This window comes from Rhodococcus sp. 14-1411-2a (genome assembly GCF_002259485.1).
GTDB lineage: Bacteria > Actinomycetota > Actinomycetes > Mycobacteriales > Mycobacteriaceae > Rhodococcoides.
Genome location: NZ_NPGA01000020.1, coordinates 72,960 through 91,187, shown reverse-complemented (window position 1 = coordinate 91,187; position 18,228 = coordinate 72,960). Strand labels below are relative to the sequence as shown.

The window sequence follows — 18,228 nt, the reverse complement described above, 5'->3', positions numbered from 1 at the left end:
GGGCGAGCGGGCGGTCAGTTACCGGGCTGAGCGTATTGACGCGGGCGCGGATCCCGCAAGGCGGACACCGTGACCTGGTCCGACTGCGCGATGTTCGACGTCGCACCGTTGCGAGTCACCGTGTCGACGACCCCGCCGGGAATGTTCAGTGCCGACGCGAGAGTCGGCGAATCCCCGATGGCAGTGAAGGTGTAAGGGGCCCGCAGTTCTCGACCGTCGACCACGATCCGACCCGCGGAACCGGCGATCCACGAATCGACGCCGATGCGCACGGCATTTCCGCCGCCCTCGAGCTGGAGCGCTTCGGCACCTGCTGCGCGCAACTCTTGCATGGCGTCGAGCAGCACCTCCGATCCCACGCCCGAGTTCGGATCCTCGATCACCAGTGTCACCCCCGGCCCCTGTGCCGCGACGGTACCGACTTGAATCGACAACGCGGACAATCGTTCCTGAGCTTCCGCCACCGCCGCCTCCGATCCCGATCCGGACTGACGCAGCGTCGCCAGAGTGGCCTGCAGGGTGCTGATCTCGTCCCGGATCGACGCCTCGCGTCGGGTCAGGGTGTCCAGCACGACCAGCAGGTCCTCGGGCCGAGAGTTCTCCAGGCCATCAGCGGTGCTCGTCTCTCGTACCTGCGTGGCCAGGCCGATTCCCAGGACGCACAACAGCGCGAGCGCGAGAACACCGAATGCCGCTCCGCGCCTTCGTCCCTCTGCACCAGTACGTCGCGCGCGCCATCCGTGCCGACCGCCGCCTGCCGTCATGATCTAGGCACCGAACAGACGCCTGCGCAGGGCGGCGGCGTTGCCGAAGATGCGGATGCCGAGGACGACGACGATTGCCGTGGACAGCTGAGTTCCCACTCCGAGCTGATCGCCGAGCCACACGATCAGAGCCGCGACGAGGACGTTGAAGACGAACGAGATCACGAACACCTTGGCGTCGAAGATGCCGTCGAGGAAAGCCCGTACACCGCCGAACACCGCGTCGATCGCCGCGACGACGGCAATCGGCAGATAGGGAGCAACCACGGCGGGAACCTGCGGGCCTGCAACCGTCCCGATGACGACGCCGACGATCAGTGCGGCGATCGCGGCAACAGCGTAGACCCCGTGGGTGGGGGTGATCGGCGAATCGGACGGTTCGTGCACGTCGGACTCCGCCGGGTGGGCACTCGGTGGATCGTGCTCCGTCATCGTCGGCCTACCTCCTCTGCCACGAACGACTCTCTCACAGCGGCGGGACCGAGTTCGAGATCGGTTGCCGGGCGTACCGTGAATCCGACGTCGTACAACTGCGCCACCGTACTCATTCGCAGATAGGCGTCGCTGACGACGAACTGGACCTGGATGCGTTGGGGCGGCCCTATCGCCTCGATGGCGTAGGGCGAGTCGATCGGGCGATTGTCCAGCAGCATTGCCCCGCCTGCCTGCCGGATGGTCACGTTGGGTCCGACGCGAATACCGTCCACCGACACCGCCTCGGCCCCGCTCGCCCACAACGAATTGACGATTGCAGCGATGTCTCGATCCAGCACGGCTGCGCCCGAACCCCCACGAATCGACCGATCCGACGCGGCGTCCTCGGCCACCGGCTCGGTGACGACGACAGAGAGCCCAGGGCCGGTCACCGAATCGATGCCGGCGGCGGATTCGACAGCACTCAACCGGTCCAGCAGGGCACTTCCCGTGACATCGGACTGCAGAGCTCTGTCACGCTCCGAGGACACCTGCTCGACCAGTGCCTGTTGTGTCGCTTCCAATTCGGCGCTGCGATCCTGCGCGGCGCGCACAGCAGCCGACGCATCGGAGCCCGCACGGTCCACATCGGCACCGCCGGAAGCCAGCTGCGAGAACGCGATACCGAAAATCACCCCGATGACGACGGCACCGGCCAACAACCAGAGCGCCGCAGGTACTCGCGGCTTGCGGGTGTGCTGCGCCGTACGTTCGGCAGCCGCGCCGTATCCCGGGTCCAGATGGTCGGTCAACAAGGACGTCAGCAAAGACGGAACGGGATTCCTCTTGACCTGCTTTTCCGGTCGTTCCGCAGGCTCCACTCCTGACCGTCCCGGTCGTTCCGCAGGCTCCACCGTCAGGTGCCGGCCACTGTCGGATCGACTGCCCTGGCGACAGCGATCGCCTTGCCGAGGTACAGCAGACCGGTCCAGATGTACAACGCGGTGCCCCAGATCAGCAACGCGTATCCGAGCGGTCCTGCGGCATCGGCCACCGAATTGCTGCCGGCAGAGACCAGGAGGACCGGCAGCGCGATCATCACCACGAAGGTCGCGGCCTTACCGAGATAGATGACGTCCGGAGGCGGGAGGGATCTGCGGCGATAGACGAACATCGTCAATCCGAGTACGGCATCGCGACCGATGAGTATCGCGGCAACCCACCACGGAATGATGCCGCGCAGCACGAACGCCACCAGGGTGCTGACCACGTAGAGCCGATCGACCAACGGATCGAGAACTGCACCCAGCTTCGATGCCTGACCGAGCATGCGAGCCAGTTTGCCGTCGAGCCAATCGGTTCCACCGCTGACCAGCAGGAGCACCAGCGCCCACCCGTCGGCCTCGGGGCCGAGCATGAGGTAGAGAAACAGCGGAACACCCAACAGCCGGATTGCGCTGAGAAGGTTGGGAACGGTCGCGATGCGATCCGATACCTCGAGCTCACGGTCGTTCGTCATCGGCGATCACCTCCTTCTCGTGCTGCTCGTCGCGGCCTGCCCGCTCGGGCTTGCGGCCACGTTAGCGCCACGCGAACACCGGCTGCTCGAAGTCCGCGACTCGGGTGTGTCGACCATGCAGTGCCACTTCACGGAACTGATGGACGATCGCGCCGGTCGGAGCATGGATGGCACCCGTTCGGTACGGCCACCGAATGACCGGACGCGTCGATTCGGGTATCGACACGAATTGGGCGTCGACGTCGAGTTCGTCGACTGTCACCTCGAACACTTCGGCCACCTCGTCCTCGCTGGGCAGCAACGTGGACGAGTAGTCGCCGACCCACACCACGAACGGAGTGATGACGTATCCGGATCGGGTGACGTAGTCGTCCAACCTACCGAGCACGTCGGTCTCGTCGGCACGAATTCCCAACTCCTCGGCCAATTCCCGCAGACAGGCCTGCATCCGAGACTCGCCCGGGTCCACACCTCCGCCGGGCAACGCGTATTGGCCCGGATGTGCGCGCAACCGATCCGGCCTCCTCGTCAGCAGCATGCGCCTGTCCCCCGGCGGTCCACCGACCGCAACGGCAACGGCGGCGGCGCGGAGTCCGTCCGTTTCGGCGGTGCGGTGGGAGAAGCGGGCGAGTTCGCGCGCGACGGAGGCACGATCGAGCAGGTCCTCGTTCGGCCTGTCGGAATTGTCGACGGTCACAGCACGAACCCTAGAGGCCGGGCAGGATCAGCGGGTGTCGGCAGGACGGGCAGCAGGGGGAAGCATCTCGTCCGGCGATGCCGGCCAGCCGAGTGGCTCGTCGGCCAGAGCGGTCAACTGTTCCACCTGCGTTCGGCACCAGGGTGATACGTCGATGGTGCCGCCCCGCACCCCCGCGGAGAACTCACGCCACGACACCCATCGAGTCTCCTCCACCTCGTCCGGATCGGGATCGAGTGTCGCGTGCTCGTCGACTCTCACGCGGTACACCGGGCATATCTCGTTCTCCACGATTCCGTTGTCCATGACGGCCCGGTACCGGAAGTGCGGCAGTACCAACTCGGCGGATTCCGCATGCAGGCCCAATTCTTCGCCGATTCGGCGCAGTACGGCGTCGTCGAGTTTCTCACCGGGTGCCGGGTGGCCACAGCACGTGTTGGTCAGCACCCCTGGCCACGTCGTCTTGCTCGACGCTCTGCGTGTGAGAAGAACTGCGCCGTCCGATCTCACCACGTAGCTGGAAAATGCCAGGTGCAGTTGCGTGTCCAGCGTGTGGACGGTGGTCTTGTCGTGCGTGCCGACGGCGCGGCCTTCGTCGTCCAGCAGCACCACGTGCTGCGCTCGGGATCGATCCATCGTTCCATCGTCCCACGGCCTGCGCGGCGGTCTACTGTCGAACCATGGGACGTGACGAGAACACCGACAACGAGAACCCGACAGACGCCGAGAAGGCATCGGACACGCCGAAGGGCGGCCGACCAGGACCCGTGGACGGCGGCGGCGGAGGCGGAATGGCGACGCGGGAGAACGCGCCCGAGATCGCCGACGACTCTGTCTGAGATTCGCCACACCACCGCTGTTTGAGAAACAGAGTTTGCGTCAATACCTCCGATGTTCTCGCGCTGCGCGGGCACACGAACCTCCACGACCGGAAGGACCTCGATGAGCATCAACGACGACGACATCACCACCACGGGCGGAGCCGCAGGCGAAGGACCCGCCGACGGCGGATCGAACCCCGGTGGCCATGACGGCGGAGCAGACGGCCCCGCCGGAGCCGGTGAAGGACCCGCCGACGGCGGATCCAACCCCGACGGTCACGACGGCGGAGCAGACGGCCCCGCCGGAGCGGGCGAGGGCCCGGCCGACGGTGGATCGAACCCCAACGGACACGACGGCGGTGCGGACGGTACCGCTTGAGCACTGAGTCGAGCGGCGAGCGCGGATCGGATCATCGGTCCGCGCTTCGTCGTCTCACCGGTACCGACTTCAGGACGTTCGCGGACCGGTTCTGGGGTACAGCTCCCAAACTGACCCGATCCGCCGAGCTGTCGGACTCGTTCGACGATCTGATGACACTCGACGCGGTCGACGAGCTGATCTCCGAACGCGGAGTACGCACTCCCTTCGTGCGGATGGCCAAAGACGGTCGATTGCTGGACAAGTCGCAGTTCACGTCGTCCGGCGGGTTCGGTGCCGAGGTAACGGACCAGGTCGACTCCGCAGCGGTGCTGGCAGCCTTCGCGGCCGGAAACACGCTGGTACTTCAGGGCCTGCATCGGCTGTGGCCGCCGCTGATTCGTTTCGTCGGTGATCTCGTTCGCGAGCTGGGCCACCCCGTGCAGGTGAACTCGTATGTGACACCGGCTGCATCGCAAGGCTTTTCACCGCATTACGACGTACACGATGTGTTCGTCGTGCAGATCGCGGGCACCAAGCGGTGGAGCATTCACTCCCCGGTGCACGTGCATCCGCTCAACAATCAACCGTGGTCGGACCGACGGTCGGCCGTCGAAGACCACGCATCGAACACTCCCGAACTGGACGTTGTCCTCGAGCCCGGCGATGTGCTCTACCTGCCGCGCGGGTGGATCCACTCGGCGCAAGCGCTCGGTGACACAACCGTGCACCTGACCATCGGCGTGGCGTCGTACAACGACTACGACCTCGCCCACCACGTGCTGAAGTCGCTGGGCGACGTCGAGAGTCTGCGCGCTCCCCTTCCCGCCGGCCTCGACCACTCCGACCCGGAGTCCATCGCTGCGCATGTACACAGAGTCTTGGACGCCATGCGCGCCGCGCTCGACGAGATCGACCGAGACCCCGACGCGATACGTCGACTGGCCGAACGCGTCGCTGATCGTCACGACGAGCTCGTCCGACCGGAAACGGTGCGCCCACTGGCAAGCGTCGCTGCAATGGGAGCGTTGCGGGGCGAGGATTCGATCCGACTACGGCCCGGCGTGTTCGCCCGTGTCGTGCGATCGGCCCACGCAGTGTCCGTGGTCGTGCGCACCAAGACCGTGACGATGCCGCCCCAGTGCGCAGACGCTCTCGACCTGCTGAACCAGGGCGCACCGTGCCGCCTCGATGCCCTGCCCGGACTCGACACCGACGACGCGTTGGTGGTTGCGCGCAGACTGATCCGCGAGGGCATCGCCGTGCCGGCCGAACGATAGCCGTCAGGTGATCGTGATTCCACCGTCGACCGCGATGGTCTGACCCGTCACGTATCCCCCGGCGTCCGAGGCGAGCCAGATCGCGGTTGCAGCCAGTTCTTCGGCATCGCCCTTGCGTCCGAGAATCATTCGCGGAGCCATCGAGTCGAGGTATCCCGGCTGGTACGAGTCCGTCATCTCGCTCTGGAAGAAACCTGGCGCAATAGCGTTGACTCTGATGCCTTTTCGCGCGCCCCACTGCTGCGCCAGATCGCGGGTGAGGCCGATGATCGCTGCCTTGCTCGCGCTGTAGGCCGCCTGCGGAAGGCCTGCGGTGGTCAGCCCCAGAATGCTGGAGATGTTCACGATCGAACTGCCGGGCGCCATCACCCGTCCGCAGGCCTGCGCTGCCCAGTACGACCCGTTCAAGTTGATGTCGATCACCGAGCGGAACTGCTCGGGTGTCTCACGGGTTGCGGGGTAGGCCGTGCCTACCCCGGCATTGTTGATGAGAATGTCGACCTTACCGAACTCCTTCACCGCGGCCTCGACCATCGCGGTGCACTGGTCCGGGTCGACCACGTCGGTGGCGACCGTGATCGAACGCCCTCCTACGCTGTCGATCAACTCTGCGGTCTGCGCCAACTTGTCCACTCGTCGTGCGGCGAGCACCACGTCCGCTCCCGCCTCGGCGGCTGCCTTGGCGAATGCCACGCCCAGTCCGGAGGAGGCACCGGTGACGATGACGACGCGTCCGTCCAGGCGAAATTTGTCCAAGATCGACATGTTCGATGAATCTCCTTGTTTTCGACTCAGAACCAAGCGGGTGACATATCGAGGGTGGTGCGGTCCAGTCTCGCCAACAGATCGAGCTGAACGTCCACCTTCGGCAATTCGTAGACGTAGAAGTATTTCGCTGCAGAACGCTTTCCGTCGTAGAAGTCTCCGGACTTCGTGCCGACCGCCAGCAACTGCTCGAGCCACATCCAGGCGATGACGGTGTGCCCCATCGCTTCGAGGTAGGCCGTGGAGTTCGCCAGCGCCACGGCGGCGTCGCCGGTACCCCACACTGCCGCGGTGACCTCGACGATTCTGTCCAAGCGTGCGTGCAGTTCGGCGGCGTACCGAGCAGCGTCACCGCCTGCTGATTCGGCCCGCGCCACCGTCTCCGCGATGTGTTCGGCCAGCAGAGCCAATCCCGCGCCGCCCTGCATGATCACCTTGCGCCCGAGCAGATCCAATCCCTGAATACCGTGTGTGCCTTCGTGAATCGGGTTGAGGCGATTGTCGCGGTAGTGCTGCTCGACGTCGTAGTCGCGGGTGTATCCGTAGCCGCCGTGCACCTGAATGGCCAGGCTGTTGGCTTCGAGGCACCACTGAGACGGCCAGCTCTTGGCGATGGGCGTCAGTACGTCGAGCAACAGTGTCGATCGTGCTGCTTCGGCATCGTCGGATGCCGAATCCTGATGGTCGACCAGACGCGAACAATAGAGTCCGAGGGCCAACGCGCCTTCGACGTACGACTTCTGCGCCAACAACATTCGACGAACGTCGGCGTGTTCGATGAGCGCGACAGGGGGTGCTGCCGGATCTTTCGCACCGAGCGGTCGTCCCTGAGTACGCGTCTTCGCGTACTCGACCGACTTCAGGTAACCGACGTACCCGAGCGCGATGGCCAGGAATCCGACACCGATACGGGCCTCGTTCATCATGTGGAACATGTACGACAAACCACGGTTCTCCTCGGCGACGAGGTAGCCGACAGCTCCGGATTGCCCACCGGGAGAGTGGGTTCCGTCGCCGAACGCCAGCAGGGTATTGGTGGTACCGCGGTTGCCCATCTTGTGATTGAGTCCGGTCAACACGATGTCGTTGCGTTCGCCCGTACCGCCGTCGCCGTTCGGGAGGAACTTGGGAACGATGAACAGGGAGATTCCCTTGACTCCTGGCGGTCCTCCCGGGGTCTTGGCGAGCACCAGGTGGACGATGTTCTCGGTGAGTTCGTGATCTCCACCCGAAATCCACATCTTGGTACCGGTGATGCGGAAGCTACCGTCGTCCTGCGGCACTGCCTTCGTCGTGATGTCCGCCAGTGACGATCCGGCCTGCGGTTCCGACAGACACATGGTTCCGAACCAGCGCCCGTCCAGCATCGGCCGGACGTAATCACGGACTTGATCCGGCGTGCCGTACGTCGCGATCAGGTTGGCGTTGGCCATGGTGAGGAACGGGTACGAGGAGGTCCCGGCGTTGGCGGCCTGGAAGAACGCCATCGCTGCCCGAGAGACGGTCGCAGGCAGTTGCATCCCGCCTATCGACTCGTCGAACTGCCCGGCGATCAGACCCGCGGACGCATAGACAACGAGCGCTTCCTTGACTTCGGGTATCAGCTCGACCGAACCGTCCGCATTCATCGTCGGCTCCTGCGCGTCCGCCTTCTTGTTGTGCGGCGCGAAGTGCTTGCGGGCGATGTCCGCACTGAGGTCGAGGACCGCGTCGAAGGTCTCCTTCGAGTGCTCCGCGAAGCGCGGTCGAGCTGTCAGTGCCGCCACGTCCAGCCATTCGTACAGCAGAAAATCCAGGTCGCGTCGCGAGAGGACGTCCGACATTCACTTCTCCGATCGCGAGGGGTGACAGGTGCGCGACGGTGACGAGCACTGTGACGCACATGACTGTGGTTTCACCATACAAGTCTCGATCTCCCGCTTTCACCGAGTACCCACGGGAGCTGCCACCCCCCATGAGAGTCCGCGATCCGGGCCCCAAAAGTGCAGTGAGCCAGACTTTTACGACTTATCGGACTATGAGGAGCGTCACGATTGGCGAGATGCCCGACGGCATATACTTACCTTTGATAACGATATTGAGCGACAATCGCGAGGTCCCCGAACGATCGGCGGGCTTCGTCGGAGGGAGTCGAGCATGACGCACACACTGGACGTCGACAGCCGACAGGATCGACAGAGCAGGCAACGCAGTCGGTTCCAGGAGCTGCACGAGACCGACCGGGAGTTTCGAGCCGCGGAACCGGACAGCGCCGTGGCCGATGCCGCCCAGGAGTTGTCGCCCAACCTGGCCCGAGTGGTTGCCGAGATCATGACGCGTTACTCCGATCGGCCGGCCCTCGGCCGCCGAGCTCGAGAGATCATGAAGATCGACGACGTCGACACGTTTCACCTTCTCCCCCGGTTCGACACCATCACCTACGGCCGAGCCTGGAGCGATGCCGGCGCACTGGCCTCGGCGCTGACGCACGACGCATTCGGTATCGCGCGAGGAGACTTCTTCGCAACCCTGGGATTCGCGAGCGCCGACTATGTCGTCGCGGAACTGGCCACGATCCGACTCGGTGCGATTGCCGTTCCGTTGCAAGCCGGTGCCACTGCAGGCCAGCTCTCGGCCATCGCCGACGAGGTCGAACCCGTCGTTCTCGCAGCAGATGTCGACAACTTGTCCGTTGCGGTCCAGGTTGCCACGCATTGTCGGTCCATTCGGCGAATCGTCGTCCTCGACTACGACGCTGCGATAGACGCGCACGCACGGACCATGAAGTCCGCGCTGGTCGATGCCGAGCAGGTGGGAGTCTTCGTCCGGCCGCTCACCGACCTGGTTCGCGACGGCGCGCAACTGCCGGAAATCCCGCTCCCCGACGACGAGGATCCCGACCGACTCGCGACGCTGATCTACACCTCCGGCAGCACCGGAACGCCCAAGGGAGCGATGCACACCGAACGAATCGTGTGCGGAGCCTGGACCGGTGCCTGGCACCACACCGGAGCTTCCTCCGAATCCACGGACCAGCCGGCTTTCCCTGTCATCACTGTCGACTATCTCCCGATGAGTCACCTGGCCGGGCGTGGTCTTGTCTTCTCGACGCTGGCGGCCGGCGGCACCGTCCACTTCGCAGCGGCGAGCGACCTGTCCACCCTGTTCGAGGATTTCGCGCTCGCTCGGCCCACGATGGCCCTGTTGATCCCGCGGGTGTGCGAGATGATTCGGCACAACGTCCTCGCCGAGATCGACCGAGAGGTCGAACGCTCTGCAGGTGGCGATGCCGACAGGACGCGTCGAGAGATTCTGGAGCGCAACAGGATCGAGCAATTTGGTGGACGTGTCCTGGCAGCGATGGTCGGCACCGCACCGATTGCTCCCGAGGTCAAGGACTTCGTCACGGAGCTGCTCGATATCGAGGTCCGCGACAACTACGGCTCCACCGAAGCCGGGATGGTGTTGCACGACGGCGTCGTGCAACGTCCACCGGTGATCGAATACAAGCTCGACGATGTGCCCGAACTCGGTTACTTCTCCACCGACACACCGCATCCGCGCGGTGAGCTCCTGCTCAAGACGGCGTCCATCATTCCCGGTTATTACAAGCGTCCGGACGTCACGGCCGACGTCTTCGACTCCGGGGGCTTCTATCGCACCGGTGACGTCGTCGCCGAGATCGAGCCGGACCGACTCGCCTACGTCGACCGACGCAAGAACGTTCTGAAACTGGCTCAGGGCGAGTTCGTCGCACTGGCGCGCCTCGAATCCCTGTTCGGTACCAGTGAGCTGGTCGATCAGATATTTCTCTACGGCAACGGCCAACGGGCGTATCTGTTGGCGGTCGTCGTTCCGGCCCAACCGGATACCACCGCGGGTTCGGTCATCGAATCGCTGCAACGGATCGCACGCACGGAAGCGCTGAACTCGTACGAGATTCCGCGTGAGGTCATCATCGAACACGAGCCGTTCACACAGGAGAACGGACTGCTGTCCGGTGCGGGCAAGCAACTGCGTCCCAAACTCGCCGAACGTTACCGAGACGAACTCGAGCGTCGCTACGCAGAACTCGAATCGGGTCAGAACGACCGGCTGCGCGAGCTCAGGCGCAGTGGTGCCGATGCCCCGGTCCTGGCCACGGTCGGCGATGCCGCCCAAGCCCTGCTGGGATGCGCCGGGTCCGATGTTCGCCCCGATGCCCACTTCAGCGACCTGGGCGGAGATTCGTTGTCGGCGTTGACGTTCTCGACGCTGCTCCGTGAGATCTACGACGTCGATGTTCCGGTCGGTGTGATCACTGGGCCCGCCATGGACCTGGCATCGCTGGCCGAGTACATCACCTCGGCCCGCGACACCGATTCCGACACGGCCACTTTCGAATCGATCCACGGCCGCGGCGCAACCATCGCCGAGGCGTCCGACCTGCGACTGTCGGCATTTCTGGACGACACCCTCCTCGACGCAGCGCACCACATTCCGGGCCCGCGGGACCAGACCAGCACAGTGCTGCTGACCGGGGCCAACGGATACCTCGGTCGCTTCCTCTGCCTGGAATGGTTGGAGCGCATGGCCGAGGTCGGCGGAAAGGTGATCTGTCTGGTGCGCGGACGCTCCGATACCGACGCGCGAGCTCGACTCGATGCGGCCTTCGACAGCGGCGACGCAGACCTGTCGGAACGCTATCGAACCTTGGCCGACGCTGCGCTCGAGGTCGTGGCAGGCGATCTCGGGACACCTCGGTTCGGCGTGGACCCTGACGCGTTCGAGGCGCTGGCCCAACGGGTGGATCGCATCGTGCACCCTGCAGCGCTGGTCAACCACGCACTGCCGTACGAGCACCTCTTCGGCCCCAACGTCGTCGGCACCGCCGAGGTGATTCGGCTGGCGCTCACCGACCACGTCAAGCCGGTGACCTACCTGTCGACGGTGGCCGTCGCAGCGGGCGTCGAGAACTTCCGGGAGAACGGCGACATCCGTGTGGACAGCCCGTCGCGAGCTGTGGGCGATTCCTACGCCAACGGCTACGGAAACTCCAAGTGGGCCGGTGAAGTGCTGTTGCGCAACGCGTTCGACGAGTTCGGCCTGCCGGTGTCGGTCTTTCGCTCGGACATGATCCTGGCGCACAGCAGATGGACCGGTCAGCTCAACGTGCCGGACGTGTTCACGCGTCTGATCCTCTCGGTCGTCGCAACCGGCCTGGCTCCTCACACGTTCTACGCCACCGACACCGGGGCACCGACCGACGAGAAAGGGCGACCGCTGGCCCACTACGACGGTCTGCCTGCCGATTTCAGTGCTTCGGCCATCACGTCGATCGCGGGCGGGGATACCTCTGGCTACCGAACGTTCGACATCCTCAACCCACACGACGACGACATCTCGCTGGACACGTTCGTCGATTGGATGCGTGACGCAGGTCGCGACATCGAGATCGTCGAGAACTACGACGAGTGGTTCGAACGGTTCGGTGCCGCAGTCGAGGCATTGCCGGAGAAGCAGCGTTCGCACTCGCTGCTCCCCCTGATCGACTCGTACGCACACCCGCAACACCCGTCGTCCGGGGCGATGCTGCCCGCCGACGAGTTCGCCTCGGCCGTCGGGGACATTCCGCACCTCGGGCGCGAGTTGATCGAGAAGTACCTCTCCGATCTCGTGGCGCTCGAGCTCGTGAGCACGCGCTAGAGCAGTTCCCGATGCGGGCCACGCGGCCCGCATCGGGAAGCCCTACTCCCCGACCGGTTGTGGTTCGCCCGTCTGCTTCGGGGCGGGAATCAGCCGCGAGTACGCCAGACACACGAGCCCGAAGAACAGATAACCCAGGGCCACTTGCGGGTTGGCTGCCCACCCCACCTCGTGTGAGTGGATCAGACCGACCCACGACAGTGCCGCGGCCACCCCACCCGCTGCTGCGGCGGCGAGAAACCGTTTGTCGAGAACGAACGTGACGATGGTGCCCAACATCAGTCCGGCGAGTACCGCTCCCGATCCGAACGTCTTCAGCCCGTCGTAGACGACACCCGCCTGACCCAGTGCCTCACTGCCCACTTCGGTAGCCGATGTACCTGCCGCGCTGAGTGCGTTGTCGATCAGACCCACCGCCCACTCCGCGAGGTTGGGAAGCAGCGCCACCACCACCGCGATAGCGTGCAGCTTCGGCACCGACTGGAATGCCTGGGCACCGATCAGCAGTCCGATGTACAGCAGAATCGGAACGATCGCGGGAATCGGCAGCAACGTCGCCAGCAATCCGAACAACCCGAGAAAACACATCAACCCGATCGCGACGCCCGATGCGACCGAGTATCCGGTGCGGCCACCTGCGTCCTTCCAGCCGGGATGGCCGATGTAGACCGCGGGCGGGAACGGCGATCCGAACGCCGAGCCGACGACCGCACCGAAGCCGTCCGCGAGCAGCACACTGCGCAGGTTGTAGTTGTCTCCGGCAGCGGACGCGCTTTCGACGTTGCTCATCGCCTCGGTGAAGTTGTAGACCCCCAACGGAATTGCGGTGGCGAGCAGGGGTGCCAGGTTACCGAGACCGTCGAGCAGGAGATCGAGGCGCAGATCCGGAAGGCCGAGCGCGATATTGCTCGCCGCCTCGGTCACGTCCGGCACGGACATGTATCCGCCGATCCAGCCGATCGCCGTGCCCACCAGAAGCGCCGCGAGACCCACCGGAATGTTGCCGGGCAACTTCACGTCTGTGAAGAAGCCGATGAGAATGATTGCGAGAACGGGCAACCCGATCCAGGCGGCCTCCCACATCTGCGCGGCCGGGCGCATCGCGATGAACGTGATGGAGATGCCGGCCAACGTACCGAGCATTGCCGCGCGCGGGGTGATCCTGCGAATGTAGGGCCCGACGAACGCTCCGATCATGACGATGATGCCGATCATGAAGGCCCAGGCGAGTCCCGCCGCCCACGCCTGAACCGCGTCGCCCGTCGCCAGGTAGACCGGGAGCATGACCACGAACACGACGATGAACATGTGCGGCACGCTCGGACCGTAGGGTAGCGCAGTCACGTCGGTTCGGTTCTCGCGCTTGGCAAGTCGACGAGCGAGAACCATGTAGTACAAGTTTCCCAGGATCAGTGCGATTCCGAGAGCAGGCAGCAGCGTCCCGAGGACGTCGCTTCCTGGAATACCGACCACTGCGATGCTCAAGGTGGTCAGAGTGAGAACGTTGACGAGGATGTTGAAGCCGAGTCCGAAGAATGCGTTGGTGTCGCCTTTCGTCCACCACGAGAGGGTCAACGAGGGCGACGAGCCTGCAGCGGGTGAGTCTTTGACGTCCATGGTCATGTTCTGGTCCTATCGGCTCGCAGAAGTGGGAACGAACGCGACCAACGCGGCAACGACGTCCTCCGACGGCGCGGTCCACCCGAAAATCCCGCCTTGAGCCGAGATCATCTCGAGGCCCACTCGCTGGAACTCCGGGAAATACGAACCGACACAGTCCGTCACCACGAGGCATTCGTATCCTCGATCGTTGGCCTCCCGCACCGTGGTGTGCACACACACCTCCGTCGTCACACCGGTGACGAGCAGGGTGGTGATTCCGGCGCTCGTGAGAACCTCGGAGAGCTCGGTGGCGTAGAACGCCCCTTTGCCGGGCTTGTCGATGACGGTCTCGCCTTCGAGTGGTGCCAATTCGTCGACGATGTCGTGGCCGTACTCACCGCGAACGAGTATGCGGCCGAACGCTCCCCGATCTCCGATGCGCCGAGAGGGCGCGCCGCGGCGCAACTTGGCCGGCGGGCAGTCCGACAGGTCCGGCAGATGCCCCTCCCTGGTGTGGATCACCGGTATCCCGGCCTCCCTGGCCACCGCGATGAGACCCACGAGTGGTTCGATCACGGTTCGGAGCTGGCCTACATCGTTGCCGAGGCTCTCACCGAATCCCCCTGGAAGCAGAAAGTCCCTCTGCATGTCGATGACGAGCAGTGCCGTCGTCGACGCGTCGAGGGTGAACTCCGATGGCGACGCCGACGGTATCGAAACTGTCGGTGTATGTGTTGAGGTCATGAGATCTCCTGTGCTGCAATGGAAGTATCGTGAGCAGAATTGATCGCCCGGGAATATGCCCGCCAGCCACCGAACTCGCTGATGTCGTCGACGATGTGTCCCTCCGCGCCGGTCTGCACAGTGGCATCGCAGACGTAGCCGAGAACGTCGGAACCGTCGGCCAACAGCACTCGTCCCAGAGCGAGCACCGCTGGCATTCTGCCCGCGAGTACCGCAAGAGAAGTAGCGGGCAGACGCCACTTCTCCACGTCGATTGCGCTGCCGCCGAATGGAACTCGCAACAGACCGGGTGTCGGATCGGCGGTTCCGATCCGAAGCAGTGTGTACGTCGGCGCGGTGCACGTGGCCTCGACCAGGGACCCGCCCAGCTCGACGAGCTGCGGGTTGGCGCGCTCTCCTGACAGATGGTGCCCGGCAACGACGATGTCGATGGTCCCGACCGCCGGCTCTCCGCCAGCGAGAGGCGGTGAGACGGTGCGCCCCTCTCCGAGCAACCGGGCCGCGACTGCGAGAATCGTATCGTCGGCCAGCGCAGGCCCGATCACCATGAGGCTGACCGGTCGACCGTCCTCGGTGAGCCCGGAGGGAACCGCTACGGCGGTCAGGTCGAGAAGGTTCCCGAAGTGGGTGTAGTGGCCGAGCTTCGTGTTGCACGCGATGGGGTCCGCGAGTACCTCGGGCACGGTGAAGGTGGTACCGATGGTCGGCACGATCATCACGTCCATCGATGTCCAGAGCTGCGCGACGCGAGCGCGAAGGTCTTGCAGCGTCTGCAAGGCACGGAAGGCGTCGACGGCGTTGTACCGCCGTCCACCCAGGAATATCTCGCGGACGACCGGAACGATGGAATCGGGCTTGTCGGTGAGGAATTCGTCGAACTCGACCAGCCGCTCGGCAACCCACGGTCCCTGATACAGCAGCGATCCGGCATCGAGAAACGGGGTGAGATCGACTGCGGTGGTCCGTAATCCATGCTCGGGAAGCGACCGGCGCGCGACCGAATGTGCATCGAACATGGCTGCGTCGCCGAAAAAATCCAACTGCTGCAGGTCCGGTAGACCCACAGTGACCTCGTGCCCGTCGAACTTCTCTCCGCGGCGACGCGACCAGCCGTCCGCTGGATCCTCGGCGCACATGACGTCGAAGACGAGATCGAGATCCTCGACCGTCGTCGCCATCAGGGTGATGCAGTCCAGCGACTTGCACGCGGGGACGAGTCCGACGGTGCTGATCAGGCCGCGTGACGGTTTGTACCCGACGATGCCGTTGAGCGCGGCGGGCACTCGCCCCGATCCTGCGGTGTCGGTGGCCACGCAGAACGGCACCTGCCCGAGGGCGACGGCCAGTGCCGAACCGGAGCTGGACCCGCCCGAGATCATGTCGTTGCCGTAGACGCTCCGCGGAATCGGGTGCGGCGTGCGCGTTCCGTTCAGCCCGGTCGCGAACTGGTCGAGGCTGGTCTTGCCGACGAAGATGGCTCCGGCGTCGACCAACGCCTGCACTGCCGGGGCCGTCGAATCCGGCGTGTACGCGTAGTCGGGACAGGCGAGAGTGGTCGGGTATCCGGCCACGTCGATGCTGTCCTTGACGCCGAAGGGAATTCCGTACAGGGGTAGCGACACCGCATCGGGTCGCGCTTCCAGAGCCGCGGCGGCCGCGAGCAGTTCCGCACGGGCCACGACGGTGATCCACGTTCCGTCGTCGCCGCGCGCAGCCACGGCGGTCGAGAAGGCCTCCACCGTTGCCGTGGGAGTCGAGGCACCGGTTCGGTACGCCGCGAGCATCTCGGCAACGGTCGGGCCGAGTACCGGTCCAAGGTCTGAATTCATACCGTCGATTGTCGACAGTTTTCTGTTACTGCAGGTTGTTGCCGTGTTTCGAGTCTGTTAGGAAGTACTCTCGAGATGCAGGTAGGTCAGCTCGCCGTGCTGCTTCAACGCAGCGAGCGCCACCGACAGATCGTTCGATTCGATGGCGTCGAGCAACCATTCGTGACGCCGGATCCCGTCGACCGGATTGGCTACTCGGGCTTCTTCCCTGAGATTGCGGGCCATCGGTAGCTGCAACTTCAGCAGGATCGGTGCATACGCCACATCGAGTTGGCGACTGCCTGCCAACGCCACGATGGCTTCGTGGAAACGCCGGTGGGCGTCGTCCTTGCCGAGGGTGTCGCCCCGCGCATCGGCGTCGCGCATCTCGTCGAGCGCCGTTCGTACCGGCGCGAACGCACCGTCGCGAGACGACGCGAGCGGGAGCGCGCGCTCGAGCGCATGCCGTTCGAGAACCTGACGCAGCTCGAAGAGTTCGAGAATGTCCACTGTCGACCACACCGTCACTCGAAACCCGCGACGTGGAAGATGTTCGACGAGACCCTGCTGAGCCAACAGGCGCAACGCCTCACGTACCGGTGCTCGGCTGATCCCGAGGCGCGCGCACAGGGTTTCCTCGACCACTCGGGATCCGGGCTCGAGCGCACCGCTGAGCACCTCGGATCGGACCTGGCGAGTCGCCATTTCGACAAGGCTGGGCGGCAAGGAGCCGTGTTCCGCCGGTGCAGCCATGCCGCCAGTGTACGAACATGTTCGGCGAATGGTGCGCATCCGAAGCATCGCCGAGTCGAATCCCGAGTGCTCGGGTATCCCCCAGCGTTAGGATGGTCGGTATATGTGGATTGGATGGATAGAATTCGACTTCCTTCTCGGAGATGTTCACTCACTCAAAGAGAAGCGCTCCGTGATCCGGCCGGTGATCTCCGAATTGCAACGTAAGTTCGCGGTGTCGGCCGCGGAGACCGATCATCGAGAGTTGCACAGACGAGCAGGTGTCGGCGCGTCAGTCGTAGCAGGCGATCGCGACCACGTCACCGAAGTTCTCGACCGAATCGAGCGCGTGGCGGCCTCACGTCCCGAGCTGCAACTCGTCTCCGTGCGGCGGCGCACCATCCGAAGCGACGACATCTGAGGCCTGCCCCGCCCGGTCATCGTCGTACGTCGAACACCTGCTTCTGAATTCTGTTGCCGTAGACCTCGTGTTCGACCAGTTCGAGATGCGTGGTGTCCTTGTCGGCCTCACTGAACAATCGTTTTCCCGCCCCGAGCAGGAGTGGAAAGACGAGCAGGTGGTACCGATCGACGAGTCCGGCGTCGGCGAGACTTCGCCCCAGAGTGGCGCTGCCGTGGATCGAGATCGGCCCACCATCGGAGTCCCTGAGCTCGGCAACGTCGTCGATACCGCGCAGAATGGTTGCCGGCCAGCGTGAGTCGTCCTGTTCGAGCGTTGTCGACACCACGTACCTCGGCATCGCGTTGTACCCGGCGAAATCGTCCATGGTGGGCCAGATCTGCGCAAATGCCTCGTACGAGGTGCGGCCCAACAGCAGCGCCGTGGCCTCTTCCTGCTCACGTCCTTTGATCTCGTACGCGGCCGGGTCGAACTCGATGCCCTGAAACGTCCACCCCGAGTTGCGATAACCCACCTCGCCGCCCGGTCCCTCCATGACGCCGTCGAGCGAAACGAACGCGGTCACGATCACAGTGCGCATGGACGGTCCTTACCGGTGCTGGGATGCGGGTGCCGGAATCGTAAACCATCCGCCCGCCG

The 18,228-nt window shown here is 64.6% G+C and carries 18 protein-coding genes; 5 read left to right on the top strand and 13 right to left on the bottom strand.

Translation table 11 applies throughout. From position 1 onward, the window contains the following. Positions 1-14: 14 nt before the first annotated feature. From CH291_RS21540 to idi, 6 genes are all read right to left on the bottom strand, one after another. Positions 15-764, bottom strand: coding sequence for a DUF881 domain-containing protein (locus CH291_RS21540; RefSeq protein WP_094688614.1), 750 nt, complete (start codon positions 762-764; stop codon positions 15-17). 3 nt (positions 765-767) lie between these two features. Then, positions 768-1,196, bottom strand: coding sequence for a small basic family protein (locus CH291_RS21535; protein WP_082898627.1), 429 nt, complete (start codon positions 1,194-1,196; stop codon positions 768-770). Continuing rightward, positions 1,193-2,059 (bottom strand): DUF881 domain-containing protein, encoded by an 867-nt coding sequence (locus CH291_RS21530; RefSeq protein ID WP_094688613.1) that lies wholly within the window; start codon positions 2,057-2,059, stop codon positions 1,193-1,195. The genes CH291_RS21535 and CH291_RS21530 overlap by 4 nt, the downstream gene beginning before the upstream one ends. A 35-nt stretch (positions 2,060-2,094) precedes the next feature. Further along, complete coding sequence (locus tag CH291_RS21525) at positions 2,095-2,697, bottom strand: CDP-alcohol phosphatidyltransferase family protein (protein WP_068047429.1); 603 nt, start codon at positions 2,695-2,697, stop codon at positions 2,095-2,097. Between the two features lie 61 nt (positions 2,698-2,758). Continuing rightward, entirely contained in the window at positions 2,759-3,394 is a 636-nt protein-coding gene (locus tag CH291_RS21520) for an NUDIX hydrolase (RefSeq protein ID WP_179271980.1), read from the bottom strand. A 27-nt stretch (positions 3,395-3,421) separates the two neighbouring features. Further along, positions 3,422-4,030, bottom strand: a complete 609-nt coding sequence (gene idi / locus CH291_RS21515; RefSeq protein WP_094668842.1) for an isopentenyl-diphosphate Delta-isomerase — start codon at positions 4,028-4,030, stop codon at positions 3,422-3,424. Between the two features lie 44 nt (positions 4,031-4,074). Here idi and CH291_RS26920 point away from each other — a divergent pair, with 44 nt between their 5' ends. From CH291_RS26920 to CH291_RS21505, 3 genes are all read left to right on the top strand, one after another. Continuing rightward, complete coding sequence (locus CH291_RS26920) at positions 4,075-4,233, top strand: hypothetical protein (RefSeq protein WP_179271979.1); 159 nt, start codon at positions 4,075-4,077, stop codon at positions 4,231-4,233. Positions 4,234-4,336: 103 nt separating this feature from the next. Continuing rightward, entirely contained in the window at positions 4,337-4,594 is a 258-nt protein-coding gene (locus tag CH291_RS21510) for a hypothetical protein (protein WP_032398144.1), read from the top strand. After that, the gene (locus CH291_RS21505) at positions 4,591-5,853 is read left to right on the top strand and encodes a cupin domain-containing protein (RefSeq protein ID WP_094688612.1); all 1,263 of its coding nucleotides are present in this window, start codon (positions 4,591-4,593) and stop codon (positions 5,851-5,853) included. The genes CH291_RS21510 and CH291_RS21505 overlap by 4 nt, the downstream gene beginning before the upstream one ends. A gap of 3 nt (positions 5,854-5,856) precedes the next feature. Here the strand turns inward: CH291_RS21505 and CH291_RS21500 are convergent, their stop codons facing one another. Together CH291_RS21500 and CH291_RS21495 are read right to left on the bottom strand one after the other, a co-directional pair. Then, the gene (locus tag CH291_RS21500) at positions 5,857-6,618 is read right to left on the bottom strand and encodes an SDR family NAD(P)-dependent oxidoreductase (protein WP_068047438.1); all 762 of its coding nucleotides are present in this window, start codon (positions 6,616-6,618) and stop codon (positions 5,857-5,859) included. 26 nt (positions 6,619-6,644) lie between these two features. After that, the gene (locus tag CH291_RS21495) at positions 6,645-8,441 is read right to left on the bottom strand and encodes an acyl-CoA dehydrogenase (RefSeq protein ID WP_094688610.1); all 1,797 of its coding nucleotides are present in this window, start codon (positions 8,439-8,441) and stop codon (positions 6,645-6,647) included. A 313-nt stretch (positions 8,442-8,754) separates the two neighbouring features. On the opposite strand from CH291_RS21495, the gene car reads away from it, so the two are divergent. Beyond that, positions 8,755-12,282, top strand: a complete 3,528-nt coding sequence (gene car / locus CH291_RS21490) for a carboxylic acid reductase (protein WP_094688609.1) — start codon at positions 8,755-8,757, stop codon at positions 12,280-12,282. Positions 12,283-12,324: 42 nt separating this feature from the next. Here car and CH291_RS21485 read toward each other — a convergent pair whose 3' ends face one another. Genes CH291_RS21485 through CH291_RS21470 form a run of 4 tightly spaced genes read right to left on the bottom strand, consistent with a single transcriptional unit; the run spans position 12,325 to position 17,189 of the window. After that, a complete protein-coding gene (locus CH291_RS21485) occupies positions 12,325-13,905 on the bottom strand; it encodes a regulator (protein ID WP_094688608.1) in 1,581 nt (526 codons plus the stop codon). A 9-nt stretch (positions 13,906-13,914) separates the two neighbouring features. Next, positions 13,915-14,628: a cysteine hydrolase family protein gene (locus CH291_RS21480; protein ID WP_094688607.1), complete on the bottom strand. Its 714-nt coding sequence runs from the start codon at positions 14,626-14,628 to the stop codon at positions 13,915-13,917. Next, entirely contained in the window at positions 14,625-16,457 is a 1,833-nt protein-coding gene (gene atzF / locus CH291_RS21475; protein ID WP_094688605.1) for an allophanate hydrolase, read from the bottom strand. The genes CH291_RS21480 and atzF overlap by 4 nt, the downstream gene beginning before the upstream one ends. A 57-nt stretch (positions 16,458-16,514) precedes the next feature. Beyond that, positions 16,515-17,189 carry a GntR family transcriptional regulator gene (locus tag CH291_RS21470; RefSeq protein WP_094642344.1) on the bottom strand — a complete coding sequence of 225 codons (675 nt, stop codon included), beginning with the start codon at positions 17,187-17,189 and terminating at the stop codon, positions 16,515-16,517. Between the two features lie 103 nt (positions 17,190-17,292). Between CH291_RS21470 and CH291_RS21465 the strand changes: the two genes are divergently transcribed. Next, on the top strand, positions 17,293-17,589 hold the full coding sequence (locus CH291_RS21465; protein WP_068047452.1) for a DUF503 domain-containing protein: 297 nt from the start codon (positions 17,293-17,295) through the stop codon (positions 17,587-17,589). A gap of 16 nt (positions 17,590-17,605) precedes the next feature. Here CH291_RS21465 and CH291_RS21460 read toward each other — a convergent pair whose 3' ends face one another. Then, a complete protein-coding gene (locus CH291_RS21460) occupies positions 17,606-18,169 on the bottom strand; it encodes a dihydrofolate reductase family protein (protein ID WP_094688603.1) in 564 nt (187 codons plus the stop codon). Between the last annotated feature and the right edge of the window lie 59 nt (positions 18,170-18,228).